At 61.3% G+C, this 16714-nt stretch carries 18 protein-coding genes; 3 read left to right on the plus strand and 15 right to left on the minus strand.

Annotation, left to right across the window (positions count from 1 at the left end; genetic code table 11):
- Positions 1–39: 39 nt before the first annotated feature.
- Positions 40–2439, plus strand: a complete 2400-nt coding sequence (locus tag ABAC460_RS25820; RefSeq protein ID WP_023451446.1) for a bifunctional diguanylate cyclase/phosphodiesterase — start codon at positions 40–42, stop codon at positions 2437–2439.
- Here ABAC460_RS25820 and ABAC460_RS48755 read toward each other — a convergent pair whose 3' ends face one another.
- The 12 genes from ABAC460_RS48755 to ABAC460_RS25875 all read right to left on the minus strand — a co-directional run bounded on the left by ABAC460_RS48755 (position 2440) and on the right by ABAC460_RS25875 (position 14064).
- On the minus strand, positions 2440–2718 hold the full coding sequence (locus ABAC460_RS48755) for a type II toxin-antitoxin system RelE/ParE family toxin (RefSeq protein ID WP_081716391.1): 279 nt from the start codon (positions 2716–2718) through the stop codon (positions 2440–2442). It lies immediately after the preceding gene.
- A complete protein-coding gene (locus ABAC460_RS25825; protein ID WP_023451447.1) occupies positions 2715–2948 on the minus strand; it encodes a CopG family ribbon-helix-helix protein in 234 nt (77 codons plus the stop codon). Before ABAC460_RS25825 ends, ABAC460_RS48755 begins: the two co-directional genes overlap by 4 nt.
- Positions 2949–3126: 178 nt before the next feature.
- On the minus strand, positions 3127–5781 hold the full coding sequence (metH, locus tag ABAC460_RS25830) for a methionine synthase (RefSeq protein WP_023451448.1): 2655 nt from the start codon (positions 5779–5781) through the stop codon (positions 3127–3129).
- 6 nt (positions 5782–5787) lie between these two features.
- The gene (locus ABAC460_RS25835; RefSeq protein ID WP_023451449.1) at positions 5788–6183 is read right to left on the minus strand and encodes a DUF4259 domain-containing protein; all 396 of its coding nucleotides are present in this window, start codon (positions 6181–6183) and stop codon (positions 5788–5790) included.
- Positions 6183–7172 (minus strand): D-alanine--D-alanine ligase family protein, encoded by a 990-nt coding sequence (locus ABAC460_RS25840; RefSeq protein ID WP_023451450.1) that lies wholly within the window; start codon positions 7170–7172, stop codon positions 6183–6185. Before ABAC460_RS25840 ends, ABAC460_RS25835 begins: the two co-directional genes overlap by 1 nt.
- A gap of 73 nt (positions 7173–7245) precedes the next feature.
- Complete coding sequence (locus ABAC460_RS25845) at positions 7246–7782, minus strand: RidA family protein (protein ID WP_023451451.1); 537 nt, start codon at positions 7780–7782, stop codon at positions 7246–7248.
- A 10-nt stretch (positions 7783–7792) separates the two neighbouring features.
- On the minus strand, positions 7793–9358 hold the full coding sequence (locus tag ABAC460_RS25850; protein ID WP_031236207.1) for a flavin monoamine oxidase family protein: 1566 nt from the start codon (positions 9356–9358) through the stop codon (positions 7793–7795).
- A 99-nt stretch (positions 9359–9457) separates the two neighbouring features.
- Positions 9458–10165 carry a hypothetical protein gene (locus ABAC460_RS25855; protein ID WP_155914532.1) on the minus strand — a complete coding sequence of 236 codons (708 nt, stop codon included), beginning with the start codon at positions 10163–10165 and terminating at the stop codon, positions 9458–9460.
- A gap of 68 nt (positions 10166–10233) precedes the next feature.
- Positions 10234–11301: a homocysteine S-methyltransferase family protein gene (locus ABAC460_RS25860; protein ID WP_023451454.1), complete on the minus strand. Its 1068-nt coding sequence runs from the start codon at positions 11299–11301 to the stop codon at positions 10234–10236.
- 3 nt (positions 11302–11304) lie between these two features.
- Positions 11305–12177 (minus strand): subclass B3 metallo-beta-lactamase, encoded by an 873-nt coding sequence (gene bla, locus ABAC460_RS25865; RefSeq protein WP_023451455.1) that lies wholly within the window; start codon positions 12175–12177, stop codon positions 11305–11307.
- 13 nt (positions 12178–12190) lie between these two features.
- A complete protein-coding gene (gene metF, locus ABAC460_RS25870) occupies positions 12191–13114 on the minus strand; it encodes a methylenetetrahydrofolate reductase [NAD(P)H] (RefSeq protein ID WP_052012692.1) in 924 nt (307 codons plus the stop codon).
- On the minus strand, positions 13111–14064 hold the full coding sequence (locus ABAC460_RS25875; protein WP_023451457.1) for an ArsR/SmtB family transcription factor: 954 nt from the start codon (positions 14062–14064) through the stop codon (positions 13111–13113). The genes metF and ABAC460_RS25875 overlap by 4 nt, the downstream gene beginning before the upstream one ends.
- A gap of 152 nt (positions 14065–14216) precedes the next feature.
- Here ABAC460_RS25875 and ABAC460_RS25880 point away from each other — a divergent pair, with 152 nt between their 5' ends.
- A complete protein-coding gene (locus ABAC460_RS25880; protein WP_031236211.1) occupies positions 14217–14579 on the plus strand; it encodes a DUF983 domain-containing protein in 363 nt (120 codons plus the stop codon).
- 66 nt (positions 14580–14645) lie between these two features.
- Entirely contained in the window at positions 14646–14828 is a 183-nt protein-coding gene (locus ABAC460_RS25885; RefSeq protein WP_023451459.1) for a YegP family protein, read from the plus strand.
- 56 nt (positions 14829–14884) lie between these two features.
- Here the strand turns inward: ABAC460_RS25885 and ABAC460_RS25890 are convergent, their stop codons facing one another.
- The 3 genes from ABAC460_RS25890 to ppa all read right to left on the minus strand — a co-directional run bounded on the left by ABAC460_RS25890 (position 14885) and on the right by ppa (position 16618).
- Positions 14885–15142 carry a hypothetical protein gene (locus ABAC460_RS25890; protein WP_023451460.1) on the minus strand — a complete coding sequence of 86 codons (258 nt, stop codon included), beginning with the start codon at positions 15140–15142 and terminating at the stop codon, positions 14885–14887.
- A 430-nt stretch (positions 15143–15572) separates the two neighbouring features.
- Positions 15573–15959 carry a YidB family protein gene (locus ABAC460_RS25895; protein WP_023451461.1) on the minus strand — a complete coding sequence of 129 codons (387 nt, stop codon included), beginning with the start codon at positions 15957–15959 and terminating at the stop codon, positions 15573–15575.
- A 122-nt stretch (positions 15960–16081) separates the two neighbouring features.
- On the minus strand, positions 16082–16618 hold the full coding sequence (gene ppa, locus ABAC460_RS25900; RefSeq protein WP_023451462.1) for an inorganic diphosphatase: 537 nt from the start codon (positions 16616–16618) through the stop codon (positions 16082–16084).
- Positions 16619–16714 lie beyond the last annotated feature (96 nt).

The raw sequence follows: 16714 nt of genomic DNA on the forward strand, positions 1-16714 counted from the left end.
TTGCCGTATCCTCGGCCGATATCCCCTTTCGAGTGATCCATGTTCCGCACCCTGTTTTGCCTCCGCGACCAGCATGACTACGGCCTGGTTCTGCTGGCCGTCATCATGTGCCTGACCTCCAGTTTTGCGGCAATCCATCTGCTGCACTGGTCGCAGCGCGCCGAGGCGTCGCAACGGATCAAGTGGCTGAGCCTGGCGGGCGTAGCGACCGGTTTCGGCGTCTGGGCCACCCATTTTATCGCCATGCTGGCCTATAATCCCGGTGTTCCGCTGGGCTTCGATGTCACCCTCACCCTCATTTCGCTCTTCATTGCCGTGGCCATAACCGGCGGTGGCCTGGCGCTGGCCGTTTACAAGCCGTTCTCCCGTGCCGAATGGGCCGGCGGCGCCATTGCCGGTGGCGGCATCGCTGCGATGCACTTCGTCGGCATGGCCGCCATGGAGGTTCCCGCGCGCATCCAGTGGGCGCCGGACCTCGTCACGGCCGCCATCGTATTGGGCGCGGGCCTGGCGTCCGCCGCCGTCGCGTTCGCGTCACGCGGCAACAGCCGCAAACACATCGCCGGCGCCACCGGCCTGCTGGTCCTGGCCATAGCCTCGCTGCATTTCACCGCCATGGGCGCGGTGACCATCGTTGCCGATCCCACCCGCGTCACCTCGGGCGTGCAACTGTCGCCGACCCACATGTCGACCCTGATCGCGGTGTCCGCCTTCAGCGTCCTGCTGGGCAGCCTGCTGGCCGCTCTGTTCGGTCAGAAGCTCGACAAGGTCCGTACCAGCAACGAAAACCGCTACCGGCTGATGGTCGAAAGTGTGAAGGATTACGCCATCTGCATGCTGGACCCGGACGGCAATGTCACCGACTGGAACCGCGCCGCGGAGGAGATCAAAGGTTATAGCGCCGAGGAAATCATCGGTCGCAACTTCTCGATCTTCTACACGCCTCAGGAGCAGAAGGCCGGCGAACCGCGCCATATCCTGGAACTGGCCCTGCACAACGGCAGCTATCACGACCCTGAGGGCGAGCGTGTCCGCAAGGACGGCACCACCTTATGGGTCGACCTGATCATCACACCGATGTTCGACGACAGCGGCAAACACATCGGCTTTTCCAAGGTTACCCGCGACATCACCGCCCGCAAACGCGACGAAGCCCGCATTACCTACATGGCGCGCCACGACGCCCTGACCGGCCTGCCCAACCGCGCCCACGTCCTGGACCTGCTGGACAAGGATCTTGCCGTCGCCAATGCCCGCGGCGAACAGGTCGCGGTGATCGGTATCGATCTGGACGGTTTCAAGGAAATCAACGACCAGAACGGCCACGCTACCGGCGACGAAGTGCTGCGCATCCTGGGCGCCCGACTGAAGTCGATCGTCTACGGTCAGGAAGCCATTGCCCGCGTCGGCGGCGACGAGTTCGTGGCCGCCATGCGCCATGACGACGCCCGCGATCTGGAGGCCTTCCTGGAGCGGCTGACGGTGGCGCTCCATGAGCCGATGCTCATCGACGGTTTCGAGGTCAAGCCGGGCGCCAGTCTGGGCGTTGCTATCTTCCCGCAGGACGGCGACAGCCGCGACATCCTGCTCAACAATGCCGACCTGGCCATGTACCGCGCCAAGTCCGGCCTGGCCGAAAAGATCTGCTATTACGAATCCAGCATGGACGAGATCGCCCGGGTTCGCCGTAACACCGCCCGCGATCTGTGGACCGCCGTCGAGAACGACGAACTGCGCCTGCTGTACCAGGTCCAGCGCTCACTGAATGACAACACCATAGTCGGTTACGAAGCCCTGGTTCGCTGGCAGCATCCGACGCGCGGCCTGGTGCCGCCGGTGGAATTCATTTCGATCGCCGAGGAATGCGGCGCGATCATCGAGATCGGTAAATGGGTCCTGGCCCAGGCCTGTGAAGACGCAGCCAAGTGGGAGGGCGATATCAAGATCGCCGTCAACCTGTCGCCCGCCCAGCTGACCGATCCCGACTGGGTGGCGTTCGTGCGCCAAGTGCTGTTCCGCACCGGTCTGTCGCCGCGGCGGCTGGAGTTGGAAATTACCGAATCCATGATCATCGCCGACCGGACGCGCGCCCTGCACATCCTGCGGCAGTTGAAGGCTCTGGGCGTGACCATCGCCATCGACGATTTCGGCACCGGCTATTCGTCGCTGGATACGCTGAATGCGTTCCGCTTCGACAAGATCAAGATCGACCGGTCGTTCCTGAAGGACAGCGAGACCAATCCACAGGCCCGAACCATTATCCGCGCCATCGTCGCGCTGGGCCGCAGCCTGGAGATCAAGGTCCTGGCCGAAGGGGTGGAAACCAAGAACCAGCTGGACCTGCTGAAGCTGGAAGGCTGCGAGGAGGCCCAGGGCTACCTGTTCGGCCGCCCGGAAGCCATCGAAGCCGCCGACGCCCGTCTGCTGGCAAAGAGGTAGTCAACGGTCTTCGCGACCGTGCCAGATGCGAACTATATAAATTCGGTGATCTTCGACCTCGTAGCGAATTTCATAGTCTCCGACGATCAAAGATCGCACGTCTTGCGAAACATAATTATCGACTGGGCGGCCTTGTTCAGGAAAAGCCGTGAGGTTTCTCGTAGCTTCTGTCAAACGTTGGATGATACGTGCCGCGGCACGCGGATTGACGTCGCGCAGAAAGTCATAAAGGCGAAAGATATCCCGTCGAGCAGCCGACGACCACTGAACGCGTTTCATTCCAATCCGGCAGCCCAGGCTTCGATCTCTTCTTGATCGTGGACTCGGCCTTCCGCGATATCCTTGAATCCTTCCAACATCATTTGGTGCCGACGCTCTTCCAGGCTGATCCAATCCTGCAACGCCTGTTTGACGATCCAGCCACGCGGACGTTCCAGCTTGGACGCATAAGCGTCCACCTGCTCAGCCAGTTCGACGGGAATGTGGGCGGTGACAGTGCGCGTGTTCATGGCCACAGAATGCGCCAATAATCAAATTTCGTCAATTTGATTATTGCACTCACTGGGCCGACTGAGCCGCTGTGAGCCGGCGAAAATGCCTGGCTTGCGAGCACCGGAGCGGAGCGTACTTGAGTACGTGAGCACCGGAGCGCAGCAAGACGGGCATTTGCAGCCGCTCACAGTAGGCTCAGGGGACGTAATTCAGGATCGGAGACAACCACCGCTCAGCCTCATCCACCGCCCAGCCCTTGCGGCGGGCATAGTCTTCGACCTGGTCCTTTTCGATCTTGCCCACGCCGAAATAGTGCGACTTCGGATGGGCGAAATACAGCCCCGACACCGAAGCCGGCGGAGTCATGGCCAGGCTTTCGGTTAGTTCCATCCCCGTTCGAGACCGCGCGTCCAGCAGGTCGAATAACGTCCACTTTTCGGTATGATCGGGTTGGGCCGGATAGCCCGGTGCCGGGCGTATGCCCTTGTACTTTTCCGCGATCAGCTCGTCGATACCCAGGTCTTCGTCGGCGGCATAGGCCCACAGTTCGCGCCGCACCTTCTTGTGCAGCGCCTCGGCAAAGGCCTCGGCCAGACGGTCGGCCAGGGCGGTGGCCAGGATGGCGTTGTAATCGTCGCCGGCAGCCTTGAACTTGCGCGCGATTTCCATCTCGCCATGACCGGCGGTGACGGCGAAGCCGCCGATCCAGTCGGGCGTACCCTTGGGCGCGACAAAGTCCGCCAGGGCCAGGTTGCTCTGGTCTGCGCGCGTCTTCTTCATCTGCTGGCGCAGGGTGTGCAGCCGGGCAATGACCTCGGTGCGGCCTTCGTCGCCATAGACTTCGATATCGTCATCGACGGCATTGGCCGGCCAGAAACCGACCACCCCGCGCGCTTCGAACCATTGCTCGGTGATGATCTGGTCCAGCATCTTCAGCGCGTCCTGGTACAGCGGCAGGGCGGCGTGGCCGACCACTTCGTCATCCAGGATGTAGGGGAACTTACCCGCCAGTTCCCAGGTGGCGAAGAAGGGCGTCCAGTCGATATGGTCGCGCAGATCCGAAAGATCATAAGGCGAAAAAGTCTTCAACCCGATGAAGGCCGGCTTGACCGGCGGTTCGGCTGTGAAGTCGATTTTGAACCTGTTCTCGCGGGCCTCGGTCAGACTGGAGCGCGGGCGGTTGTCATTACGGCCATAGGCCAGGCGCACCTTGTCGTAGTCGGCCTTGGTGTCGGCAACGAACCTGTCGCGTTCCTCCCCCAGCAGGTTCGACACCACACCGACGGCGCGCGAAGCGTCCAGGACATAGACGACCTGGTTGTTGCTGTAGCCCGGCTCGATCTTTACCGCCGTATGGGTCTTGGAGGTCGTCGCCCCGCCGATCAGCAAAGGAATGTCGAAGCCGGTGCGCTGCATTTCGCGCGCAACAAACACCATCTCGTCGAGGCTGGGGGTGATCAAACCCGACAGGCCGATCATATCGACCTTGTGCTCGCGCGCCGCTGCCAGGATGCGGTCGGCCGGCACCATGACCCCCAGGTCGATCACCTCGTAATTGTTGCACTGGAGCACGACGCCGACAATGTTCTTGCCGATATCGTGCACGTCGCCCTTGACGGTCGCCATCAGAATCTTGCCCGCCGCCTGGTAGGCGCCGCCCGCCGCCACGTGGGCTTCCTTTTCGGCCTCCATATAGGGCATCAGGTAAGCCACCGACTGTTTCATCACCCGGGCGGATTTCACCACCTGGGGCAGGAACATCTTGCCCGAACCGAACAGGTCGCCGACCACGTTCATCCCGGACATCAGCGGCCCTTCGATGACGTGCAGCGGCCGGACGGCCTGTTGGCGGGCTTCTTCGGTATCGGCATCGATGAATTCGGTAATGCCGTGGACCAGTGCGTGTTTCAACCGCTCCTCGACCGAACCTTCACGCCAGGCCAGGTTCGCAACCTGGACCTGGCCCTTTTCGCCTTTGTATTTGGGGGCGATCTCAACGAGGTATTCGGTGTTGGAGATGTTGTGGCGTTGAGGCCGGTTCAGGATGACGTCCTCGACCGCCTGGCGCAGCTCGGCGTCGATATTGTCATAGACCGGCAGGTCACCGGCATTGACGATGCCCATGTCCATGCCCGCCTGGATGGCATAGTACAGGAAGACGCTGTGGATAGCGCGGCGCACCGGTTCGTTGCCGCGGAACGAAAACGAGACGTTCGACACCCCGCCCGAGATGCGGGCATAGGGCAGAGCCTGCTTGATCGCCCGCGTCGCTTCGATGAAGTCGACGGCATAGTTATTGTGTTCGTCGATCCCGGTCGCCACGGCAAATATGTTGGGGTCGAAGATGATGTCTTCCGGCGGGAAACCGACCTCATCGACCAGGATACGGTAGGCCCGGCTGCAGATTTCGATCTTGCGCGCGGCGGTATCGGCCTGGCCGACCTCGTCGAAAGCCATGACCACCACGGCGGCGCCGTAGCGCAGGCATTTGGTGGCTTCGGCACGGAACTTGTCCTCGCCCTCCTTCATCGAGATCGAGTTGACGATGGCCTTGCCCTGGACGCATTTCAGGCCGGCCTCGATGACCTCCCACTTCGACGAGTCGATCATTACCGGCACGCGGGCGATGTCGGGCTCGGCGGCCAGCAGGTTCAGGAAGGTGCGCATGGCCACCACCGAATCGAGCAGGCCTTCGTCCATATTGACATCGATGATGGCGGCGCCGGCCTCGACCTGCTGGCGGGCGACATCCAGCGCGGCGGCATAGTCGCCTTCGACGACCAGCTTGCGGAACTTCGCCGAGCCGGTGACATTGGTGCGTTCGCCGATATTGATAAAGGTGGGGGTCATGGATCTTTACGGATTAAGCGCGGCATCGACGGCGGCAACGGTGTCCAGCCATTCGGTGTAGCTGCCGCTGTCAAGATAGAGTTCACGGATTTCGGAATCACCGCGGGTGATCTGGCGCAAGGCCTTCTTGGCCACGGCGACCAGGCCGTCGGGCGGCGGCCCCATGGCGTCGATGGTCATGTAGATGTCCTGGGCGGAGACGTCGCTCTTGCCGGTGGCGACCGTCACCAGGGCGGCGGCGGCATAGGCCCGGGCGCCCTCGGGAAGTTCGATATAGGTGTCATGGGCCAGCACGGCATCGAAAATGGCGCGCACCGTTTCCCATGACGGCGCATTTTCCAGCTCCATCATGAAGTCGACGGCATCGTCATTGTCGAACGGACCGTGTGACCAGGCGCCCATCAGCGCCCCACCCGTTTTACCGCCAGTTCGATCTGGCCTGTGAGGAAATCGATAAACGTGATCCCCTGCGCCTTCAGCGATTTGGGATAGAGCGACGCCTTGGTCAGGCCCGGCAAGGTGTTGGTTTCGAGATAGACCGGCCCGTGGTCCGAGATGATGAAGTCCGAACGCGAATAGCCGCGGCACGACATCGCCTTGTGCGCCTTGATCGCCAGATCCTGGAGCTGCGCCATGATCTCGGGCGCGAACCGGGCCGGGCAGATTTCCTGGGTGGCGGCCGCCAGGTACTTGCTCTTGTAATCAAAGGCGCCGTCGGCCGGCACGATCTCGACCGGCGGCAGGGCGATCAGCGAGCCATCCGATTGTTCCAGAACGCCGCAGGTGGCTTCCGGGCCGGTTATGAAGGGTTCGATGACATAGGCGATGGTCTTGGCTTCACGCCGCACCGCCGCTAGGTCCTGGGACGAATTGACATAGATCAGGCCGAAGGACGAGCCGTCCTGGGCCGGCTTGGCGATGAGCTTGCCATAGTGCGAGAAGGCTTCGTCGATCTCGTCAAGCGACACCGATGACGGCGAATGCACCCCGGCCAAACCGGCAAAGCGCTTGGCAGCAGTCTTGTCGAAGGCCAGGTGCGACGCGGCCGAGCCAGAGCCGGTAAACGGCACGCCGCGCGCTTCGGCCAGTACCTGGAACTCACCGTTTTCGGCCGAGCCACCGTGAAGCCCCAGAACCAGGACGCGGTCTTCATGCGCCGCCAGGTCCAGCGCCCGGGCCATATCCCCCATCAGGATGCCGTCGGCGCGGAAGGGCAGCTCGAACGGCCGGTCGTGGGCGTGCAGCGCCGCCGGCGAGGTGACATTGACCGTGCCGTCATGGTCCCAGAACCACAGGTCGGCTTCGGGCAGGGCATTGGCCAGGGCCTGTGCCGAGGCGACGGAGACGAGACGTTCGCGGCTGGTGCCGCCGAAAAGGATGGTGGGTTTCATAGGTGCGCCGGAAAGCAGGGTTTGAGGCGTCATAGGCCAAGGACGCGACGGCTTCAATCAGCGTTTTCCCCGACTACTCCGCCTTCTTCACCGCTACGACCTCGATTTCCACCAGAAACGCTGCATTGGCCAACCCCGCCACCTGAACCGTGGTCCGGGTCGGCTTGTTCGGCTGGGTTTCGGTGCCGAAATAGCGCGTATAGCTCTTCATCATGCCGCCGAAATCCATCTTGCCGCCCAGGGCCGGATCGCCGACCAGATAGACCTTCATATTAACGACATCGCCAAAGCCCAGGCCTTCCGCCTGCAGGGCCGCCTCGATCTTCTTCAGCACCGATTCGGTCTGGACCTCGGTATTGCCGAACTGATCGGTCGTACCCGCCACGGGGCCCGGCACCATGCCCGACAGATAGACCGTCGAATAGCCCGGCGGCACGACGATCGACTGGGCGATCGGGAAGGCCCCGGCATAGGTGCGCTTGACGTCAACGGCCGGCGCCACCTCGACGTCTTTCAGGCGGGTGACCTTCATCTCACCTTCGCCATCGCTGTAGATCAGACAGCCCGACAGGATCGGCGCCAGGGCCAGCAAGGGTATATATTTCAGCATCTTAGTCTCCTCAGGCCGTAAGCGCGCGCTGGCGCTCGGCGATCATATTGACGACGCGGTGGGCGGAACAGAAGGCGCCCTGCTGCCACGAACTGACGAAGCTCAAATGGTCACCGGCAAAATAGATGGGACCGTCCGGCTGCGACAGCAAGTCATAGGCGGCACGGTCGGTATCCGACAGAAAGGCCGCCAACCCCTGCGAATGGGGAATCTGGTGCCAGTTGACGATGGCCGGGTGTTTCATCGTCCCGCCCATGCCGGGATGCAGCCGGTCCACCGTCTCACGGGCATAGGCGATCTGGTCCGGCAGGCTCCGCTCGCCCATGCGGCCGTTGAAAGCATAGCCGGCGATGATCACGCCTTCCGGCGAATGGAACCGGTCGGACGGATACCAGGTCGCGAAGGTATCGCGGTCGGTAAAGCTCAGGCCACCATAGATATGGTCATTGGCCTCCCAGAAACGCGGCGACTGGAAGGCGATCTTGTAGCCGCCGACGGCAATGCCCTTGTTCTTCTCAATGGCCGCCTTGACCGGCTTGGCGAAATCGCTCTCGAATCCGGCGAGCACCGGCAAAGGTACCGTACAGATGCAATAATCCGCCGACAGCACATCGGCCTGGCCGGTGACCTTGTCGAAATAGAAGATATCGACGCCTTGCTTACCCTTTTTGCTGGTCTTGCGGATGCGCTTCACCTCGCAGCCCTTGCGGATGACATTGCCCAGCCGCGCCTCGAAAGCCGCCGGAATCCGGTCCATACCGCCGACCGGCTGCTGCATGGTCGCCTGGAAGTCGGCTGCGTCGGCAAAGGTCGACACCGCCTGGACGAACGGATCGCCGACCACGTTCAGCGGCAGGGGCGGTCGCGGCCTGGGCGATTGCCCGCCCGCGGCCGGTTCGACCTCATAGCCCGCCGGATCGGCGCCCTGATAGGTCAGCTGTTCGCTCAGGTGGCCCCAGGTCGACAGGCCTTCCATCAGCCGATCCTTGTCGTCGCCGGTGAAAGCGTGGTCCAAAGCGCCCTGGTTACCGACCTTGGCCAGCAGTTCCGCCATATGGCCGCGATAGTCGAAAATGGCCTGGCGCATCTCGATCGCCTTGCCGCCGTTGAGCCGATCGGCCTGGATGCGGGCGCGACCGGACCAGTTGACCTCGGTCTCCATGGTCACACCGAATTCGCGGCAATAGCCGAGCGTCGCCTGATGGTGCGCCGGGATGCGCGCCGGACCGGCGTTGAAATACTGGCCGTCGTCGAAATCGCAGACCTGTTTCGTACCGTTGGTGTAGACGATCTCCGTACCACGGCGAACCGTCCAGTTGCGGCCACCGGCGCGGTCGCGCGCTTCCAGGATGGTGCAGTGATAACCGGCCTTGCCCAGCTCATAGGCCGCCGCCAATCCCGCGGGGCCGGCGCCGATGATCGCCACGCGCACACCTGTGCCGGAACCGGGTTTCAGGTCGGGCATACCGGCCCAGGCCTCGCTGCCCGTCAATCCCAACGCATGGAGCGCCGCATAACCGCCGGCGAAGCCCGCCACTGCTGTAAACCGCGCCAAAATCTGCCGTCGTGTCGTCATGTCCAGCCCCTTTGTTGCAATCGAAACCGCACGCTATCGCAGGTGCGAAGCCTTGGCTACAGCAAACGGCTGCCGAATTTCGGCAGGATCACGCCAAACTCATTTGGCAGGGCAATTACCCCAATTCCGCGTCTTCAAGGTTTGCCAAGCTTCCTCGCCATCGAGCCTCTCTGTCTCCAACACAAGGTGGAAGTCCCTGAATTCCGGGTAATTCGACTGATCGAACCTCGCCTCCAGAATATGGGCCTGGGCCTTATCGATCCAGAGTTCTCCCGTCAAAGCACCGGAAACGTCATAGTGATAAGCGGTACGCCCTTGCCATTTGCTCTCACCGTCGAAACGCGCACTCGCCGTGCCCCGAGACTGGAGCAAGTCCGAGCCGAGTTCTGGCCAGACCAAGGCTACACCGAAGTCGAAACTCTGTCCGAGAGTCGGCATGCCGGCCAGAACGGCATTCAGGTCAGCCAGATCAAGGTCGTAGAAGATGACCGGCCACACCGGTGCAGCAACAATCAATGGAGGTTCGTCCAACCCTTCAAAACTCATGCGCAGCACTTCGCCTTCGCGGTCAACCGTCAAGATTTTCCCGGTCTTGCCATCCGGCGATACCGTACCATAGACGACTTTCCGCACACCCTCGGCTGACGATAATTCCGCCGCCCGCCAAAGCCCATGCTTACACGGCTCAGCATCGCCCATGACTTCGGCCCTGTCTTCGGTTACAAAGACATGCACCCTGACCGGATCTCCTCCGAACTCAGTCAGTTCCCGTTCGTAGTCAATATCCCCCACGGTATAGGTCAGCATCTTGCCATCCGCCAAGGCGGGGTGTACCAGGGACAGTCCAGCGGCTACAAGCCAGGTAAGACCGCGCATCATGCCAATTCAAACGGCTCCAGCCCGGCCAGGCGCAGCGCCTTGGGACGTTCCGGAATCTGGCGCGGGGTGACGCCCTTCACCTCATCGGCGACATGCTGGATATGGTCCGGCGTCGTGCCGCAGCACCCGCCCAAGATGTTGACGATGCCGTCCTTGGCCCATTCGTGCAGTTCATGCGCCGTTTCATGCGGCTGCTCGTCATACTGACCCATGGCGTTGGGCAGGCCGGCATTGGGATAGGCCGCCACCAGGCAGTCGGCTACGCGCGCCATTTCGGCGATATGCGGCCGCATCAGGTCGGCGCCCAGGGCGCAGTTGAAGCCTACCGCAAACGGCTTGGCGTGCTTGACGCTGTTCCAGAAGGCTTCGGCCGTCTGGCCCGACAGGGTCCGGCCCGACCGGTCTGTGATGGTGCCGGAAATCCAGATCGGCAGCGTCTCCTGGCCTTCCTCTTCGAGGTCGAGAATGGCCTTGATCGCCGCCTTGCAGTTCAGCGTGTCGGTGATGGTTTCGATCAGGTAGAGATCGACCCCGCCTTCATACAGCGCCTGAACCTGCTCGCGATAGGCCTGATAGACCTCGTCGAAGGTCACCAGACGCGCGCCCGGGTCATTCACGTCGGACGACATGCTGAGCATCTTGTTCAGTGGCCCGATCGAGCCGGCGACAAAGCGCGGCTTATGCGGTTCCTTGGCCGTCCATTCGTCGGCAACCTTGCGGGCAATTCGCGCCCCTTCCAGGTTGATGTCGATACAGTCCTGCAGTCCAAGGCGGTAATCGTCCTGGGCAATGGTCGTCGCCGAGAAGGTATTGGTCTCGGAAATATCGGCGCCGGCGGCGAAATACTGATGGTGCAGATCGGCGATAATGTCCGGCCGGGTGATGCACAGGATATCGTTATTGCCCTTGAGCTGGCCTTCATGCGCCGCGAATCGGTCAGCGCGGAAATCGGCCTCGTCCAGGCCACGGCGCTGGATCATCACGCCCCACGATCCGTCCAGGATCAGGATGCGTTCCTTGGCCGCCTGTTTCAGGACGGCAATACGGTCAGCTCGAGTGGTCATGATCTACTTCTTTGCAGCTTCTTGCCTGGCCAGTTCGGCTTCGAAATCGGCTCTGGACTGGGCGACAAACTTCGGGAACTCGGTCGGATCGACAAAGGGCTGGGCCTTGTCTTCCGGATATTTGATCGTCTTCTGCTTCTGATACTTGGCTTCCAGATCGGCGAAGACCGGATGGCTGGGGAGGAAGATATCGACCGGAATGGTGTCCAGGCGATCGAAGGTGATGCGATAGTCGCGAACGATATGGGGATAGGCCACGTTATCCACCAGGACATTGCCGGCCACGGTGACCGAACTGGCAAAGGCCACGCGCCGCGGCTGGCCGCTGTCGAGGGCGGTCAGGGTCCAGGTGGTGGCGCCCTTGGTGTGGCCAGGCGTCATGCGCGCCATCAGGGTCGTATCGGCCAGGGTGATCGTGCCGCCTTCGCCGACGATGCGGTCGACCTTGACCGCCGGGAAGGTGGCGGGCCCGTTGGTGTTGTCGCCTTCATGGTTACCGGCTTCCAGCGCGCTCCGGTCGGCGACGCTGGCCACCAGTTCCGCGCCGGTATCGGCCTTCAGCTTGGCCAGCCCGCCGACATGGTCGTAATGGGCATGGGTCTCAACGATGTACTTGATGTCCTTCAGGTCGAAGCCAAGCTTTTTGATATTGTCCTCGACGACGGCAGCCCCCTCTTCGGTCGCGGCATCGACCAGGAAATGGCCCTCGTCCGTGGTGATCAGGTAGACCCCAACGCCTTCGGTGCCGACATACCAGATGTTGTCGACGATGCGATACGGTTCATGCGGTGCGCTCCACGACGCGTCCCCATCGGCCAGGGCCGGCGAAGCAAAGATCAGACCGAGAGCAGCAAGAGAGAAAAATACCGGTTTCATAATGAGTCGACCTTCACAAGGCTAAAGCTTTTAATCCAAGTATGCGACATATGGCAAAAACAAGGTCAGCGCGATTTAAAGTGTAGAAATGGAAGTTCTCGACTCCCTCGCGTTCCAGCTCGAGACATAGCTCAACCGCTACCGCCGACGCCAGTAACTTCCGCGTCTCCGCGTCATCATCCAGTCCGGCAAACAGTTCTTCCAGCCAATCCGGCACCTGGGCTTCGCAGGCCGCCGCCATGCGGCGCAGGCCCTTGAAGTTGGTCACCGGCATGATGCCAGGCGTCAGTTCGATGTCGATTCCGGCATCGAAGACGGCGTCGCGGTAGCGCAGATAGGTTTCCGGCTCGAAAAAGAACTGGCTGATGCCGCGGGTGGCGCCGGCATCGACCTTGGCGCGCAGCACGTCGAGATCGAAGTCCAGGCTGGGCGATTGCGGGTGTTTTTCGGGATAGACGCCGATGCTGACCTCGAAATCGCCTATACGCTTGATCGCCGCGGTCAGTTCGGTGGCGTTCTGGTAGCCGTCCGGGCGCGGGGTATAGTCACCCCAGCCCGACGGCGGATCGCCGCGCAGGGCCACGATATGGCGTACCCCGGCACCCCAGTATTCGCGGATGACCTCATCGACCTCGTCGCGCGAAGCCTCGACACAGGTCAGGTGCGCGGCCGGTTTCAGCGCGGTCTCGTCGAGGATGCGCTTGACCGTGCGGTGGGTGCGCTCGCGCGTCGAACCGCCGGCGCCGTAGGTCACCGAGACAAAGCCGGGTTCCAGCGGCGCGAGGCGCGCGATCGAGGCCCACAGGGTCTGTTCCATCTCTTCCGTCTTGGGCGGAAAGAATTCGAATGAGACCTTCAGGTTGCCCCCACCCTGGCTGAGCGATCGGGCAATGGGGGCGAGTTTGTGGCCAAGACTAGGATTCAGGGCGGGGCTCATTTCAAGGCAGTCCAGATGGTGACGGTCAGGCCGCCGGGCGTTTCGGGTTTCATATGCTGGATGGTGGCGGGCGTCAGTCCGGCGGCGCCCAACCAGGCGGCCATGTCACCTTCGGCAACACCGAGACGGCGGTGATTGTATTTTTCCCGCATAATTTCAAGATCATGATGGGCGAAATCGACGATCAGCAACCGCCCGCCCGGTTTCAGCAGCCGCCCCGCCTCGGCCACCGCCTGGCGCGGGTCGCTGAGGAAGTGCAGAACCTGATGGACGATCACCAGGTCGGCGCAACCCGCCGGCAGGCGGGTATCGCTGATATCACCGTGCCGGAACTCGACCGACTTAAGCCCGGCCTCATGGGTGCGGGAACGCGCCAGGTTCAGCATATGCTGCGACAGGTCGACACCTGTCGCCGTCTTCGCCCGGCCGGCCAGCAAGGTCAGCATGCGGCCCGAGCCCGTGCCCAGGTCGACCAGATTCTGATACGGCTGTTGCCCGGCCAGGTCGAGCACGACGGCCTCGACCTCTGCGTCATCGACATAGTGGCTGCGGATCTCATCCCACTGCGGGGCAATGGTTTCGAAATAAGTTTCGGCAGAGGCCCGGCGCGCACCGCGCACGGCTTCCAACTGACGCAGGTCGCCGGCATGCGTCTCGCCCATCAGCTTCAGGATAGTGTCGACCAGCGGCCGGATGGCCGGGGCCGACGACAGGCGATAGAACACCCAGGCGCCGTCTGGAAAGCGCTCGATCAGACCGGCTTCGGCCATAAGCTTGAGGTGGCGGGAAATACGCGGCTGGCTCTGGTCAAGGATGGAGACCAGTTCCATCACCGACAGTTCTTCGCGCGCCAGCAGCCGCAACAGGCGCAGACGCGTCGCCTCACCCGCCGCCTTCAAGGCGTCGAGCAGACTGTCGAAATCGGTCACGGGATGGGGCGCGTCACTCATATAACCATATAAAGATATCTTTATATGGTTTGGCAAGTGCTTTTGTCGGTCGGTCGAAAATTTCGCATGTCCGGCCTGCGTCAGCATAACACATGGAAGTCTTGCGCGCCCGCGCTTATATTCGCCTTACCAACGAATTGAGGACGGATGTCATGGCCCGCAACGGCGTCAAACTGGGAACAGCCCTGCTGCGCGGCCTCGGCCGCAGGTGCCCGTGCTGCGGCCAGGCCTCGGCGTTTCGCGGCTATCTCAAGGTAGTCGACACCTGCCCGTCCTGTGATACACCGCTCAGCCTCTATCCGACCGATGACGGCCCGGCCTATCTGACCATGCTGCTGATCGGCCACGTCATCGTCGCCCCGGCCTTCTTCTTTCCGATCGTGTGGACAAACCCCCAGGTGACCATTCCTGTCCTGATCGGTTCGATCGGCGCCCTGACCCTGGTGGCCCTGCCCTTCGTCAAGGGCGCCTTCCTCGGGTTGTTATGGTATCTCGGCCTGAAACAGGCGCGGTAAGCCCTTGACTTAGCTCCCTAACGGCGCGAAGTCATGTGTCCGTTTCACGCAACAGGGAGCACAGCCATGGCCCACAAGTTTGAGATCCGCAAGAACAAGGCCGGCGAGTTCGTCGCTTACTTCGTCTATAACAGCGAGACGATTTTCTGGACCGAAGGCTATTCGTCCAAGGCTTCCGCCAAGAACGCCATCGAATCCATCAAGAAGAACGGCCCCGCCGCCGAGACCGAGGATAAGACGGTCGACTAAAAAAGAAAGGCGCCCTTCACAGGGCGCCTTTTTTCATTGCGGGCGGCAATACGGCGTCACGCCATATTGATCGCATCCTGGATCAGGGCGATCGTGCCTTGTGCCTCTTCCGTGCACTCCATCGACAGCCGGTCGATTTCTTCCTGGGCGAAGCTGCGCATTAGCAGCGCCGCCTGGGGCGAGAGGGCCATCAGGGTACGGGTCGAGGCGCGGGCCAGCGCCAGGGCGGCATCACCGTCAACGAGATTGGCTGTGTCGCGGGCGACCGCCAAAGCATACAGACGAGAGGCCACATTCGGGGAGGAATTAGCCATTATTCTCTTTTTGGGCATGGGGTGAAAACGAACTCAAACTCAATGCGTCTCAGCAAAGCGGCAAACACACACACGCCATCCCGAGACTTTAACGCTACGCTGGGTCTTGTAAGTCTGTAATTATAGCCAGGATTGTGACCAAAGGGGGACGATAACCCGTTACCGCTTTTTTGCAGGAAACTGTCATCTGTTTGTAATATTAAGGGGAAAAGCTCCCGCCGCGCGAAATTCTGTTAAAAATTTCAAATTTATTGAATAAATTCTCGTGATACCGCTATCAGAACGAATTTTATTTCATCTTTATGGAAATTTTATAGCGCTTGCGAACCGTCGTTAGCCCAATTAAGGCGCAATTATGGCAAAAATCGCGCCCGTACGTGGCTTTTACACGATGTAAGCGCTTACAGATCTAAGGCTTTGCAAAAACCTGTCACGTTTTCAAAAAGCCGCCGATCATGCCGCCCAGACCGTCCTTGCCAAGAACTTCACCCAGATTATCGGGAAGCTGGCCATTCGGCGTCAGACGGTTGATGACTTCTGGCAACATGGCCGGAAGTTGCTTGGCATCGATACCGAACTGACCGGCCAGCTGCTGGACTACGTCGGAGCCAAGAACCGCCTGGAGCTGATCGGCAGACACCGGCAGGTTGGCGCCGCTGCTGATCCAGGACTGGACTAACTCACCCGCACCGTTCTGCTGGAACTTGGCGACCACGTCCTGCAGACCGCCATTGCCGAAAGCGCCAGCCGCCTGATTCAGCAGGTCACCGGCATCACCGCCCTGCAGCGCACCCAAGGCATCGTCGAAAAGTCCCATGGCTCAACCCTCTTGTCCGGCCTCTAGTCCGGAAAACGCAATAAAGACCTACCCGGCGCCGAAGACAACAAAAAACCCGGCCGCAGGGACCGGGTTTTCCATCAAGATAAGGTGAACCGAACCTATCCGATCTTTTGGGCCAGGCGTTCCTGGCCGTCACGGATCAGCTGCGCCGCGGCATCGGGTTCGACCCAGCCGATGACCTTGGTCGACTTGTTCTTCTCCAGGTCCTTGTAGTGGGCGAAGAAGTGGGTGATCTGTTCGATCAGGATCGGCGGCATCTGACGGTAGCTGGCGACATTGGCATAGTAGGGGTGCAGCTTGTCGACCGGCACGGCCAGGATTTTTTCGTCGCGGCCGGCTTCGTCTTCCATGACCAGAGCGCCGATCGGACGCGAACGGATGACCACACCGGGATAGACCGGGGTCGGGCCGACCACCAGGATATCGCAGGGATCGCCGTCATCGGCCAGGGTGTGGGGGATGAAACCGTAATTACCGGGATAGAACATCGAGGTGTAGAGGAAGCGGTCGACGAACAGGGCGCCCGAATCCTTGTCCATCTCGTACTTTACCGGCATGCCGCCAGCCGGAATCTCGATGACGGCATGGATGTCCCAGGGCGCATTCGGACCCACGGAAATTTTGTCGATATTCATTGTACTCACAGGGGAGGAAAGCGAAAAGTTGCGCTTTCATAAGGGCTTGGTTTCTTTCGCACAAGCGAAGAAAGCATGAAAATGCGGGCGGCGTCA

Source organism: Asticcacaulis sp. AC460 (genome assembly GCF_000495795.1).
Taxonomy (GTDB): domain Bacteria; phylum Pseudomonadota; class Alphaproteobacteria; order Caulobacterales; family Caulobacteraceae; genus Asticcacaulis.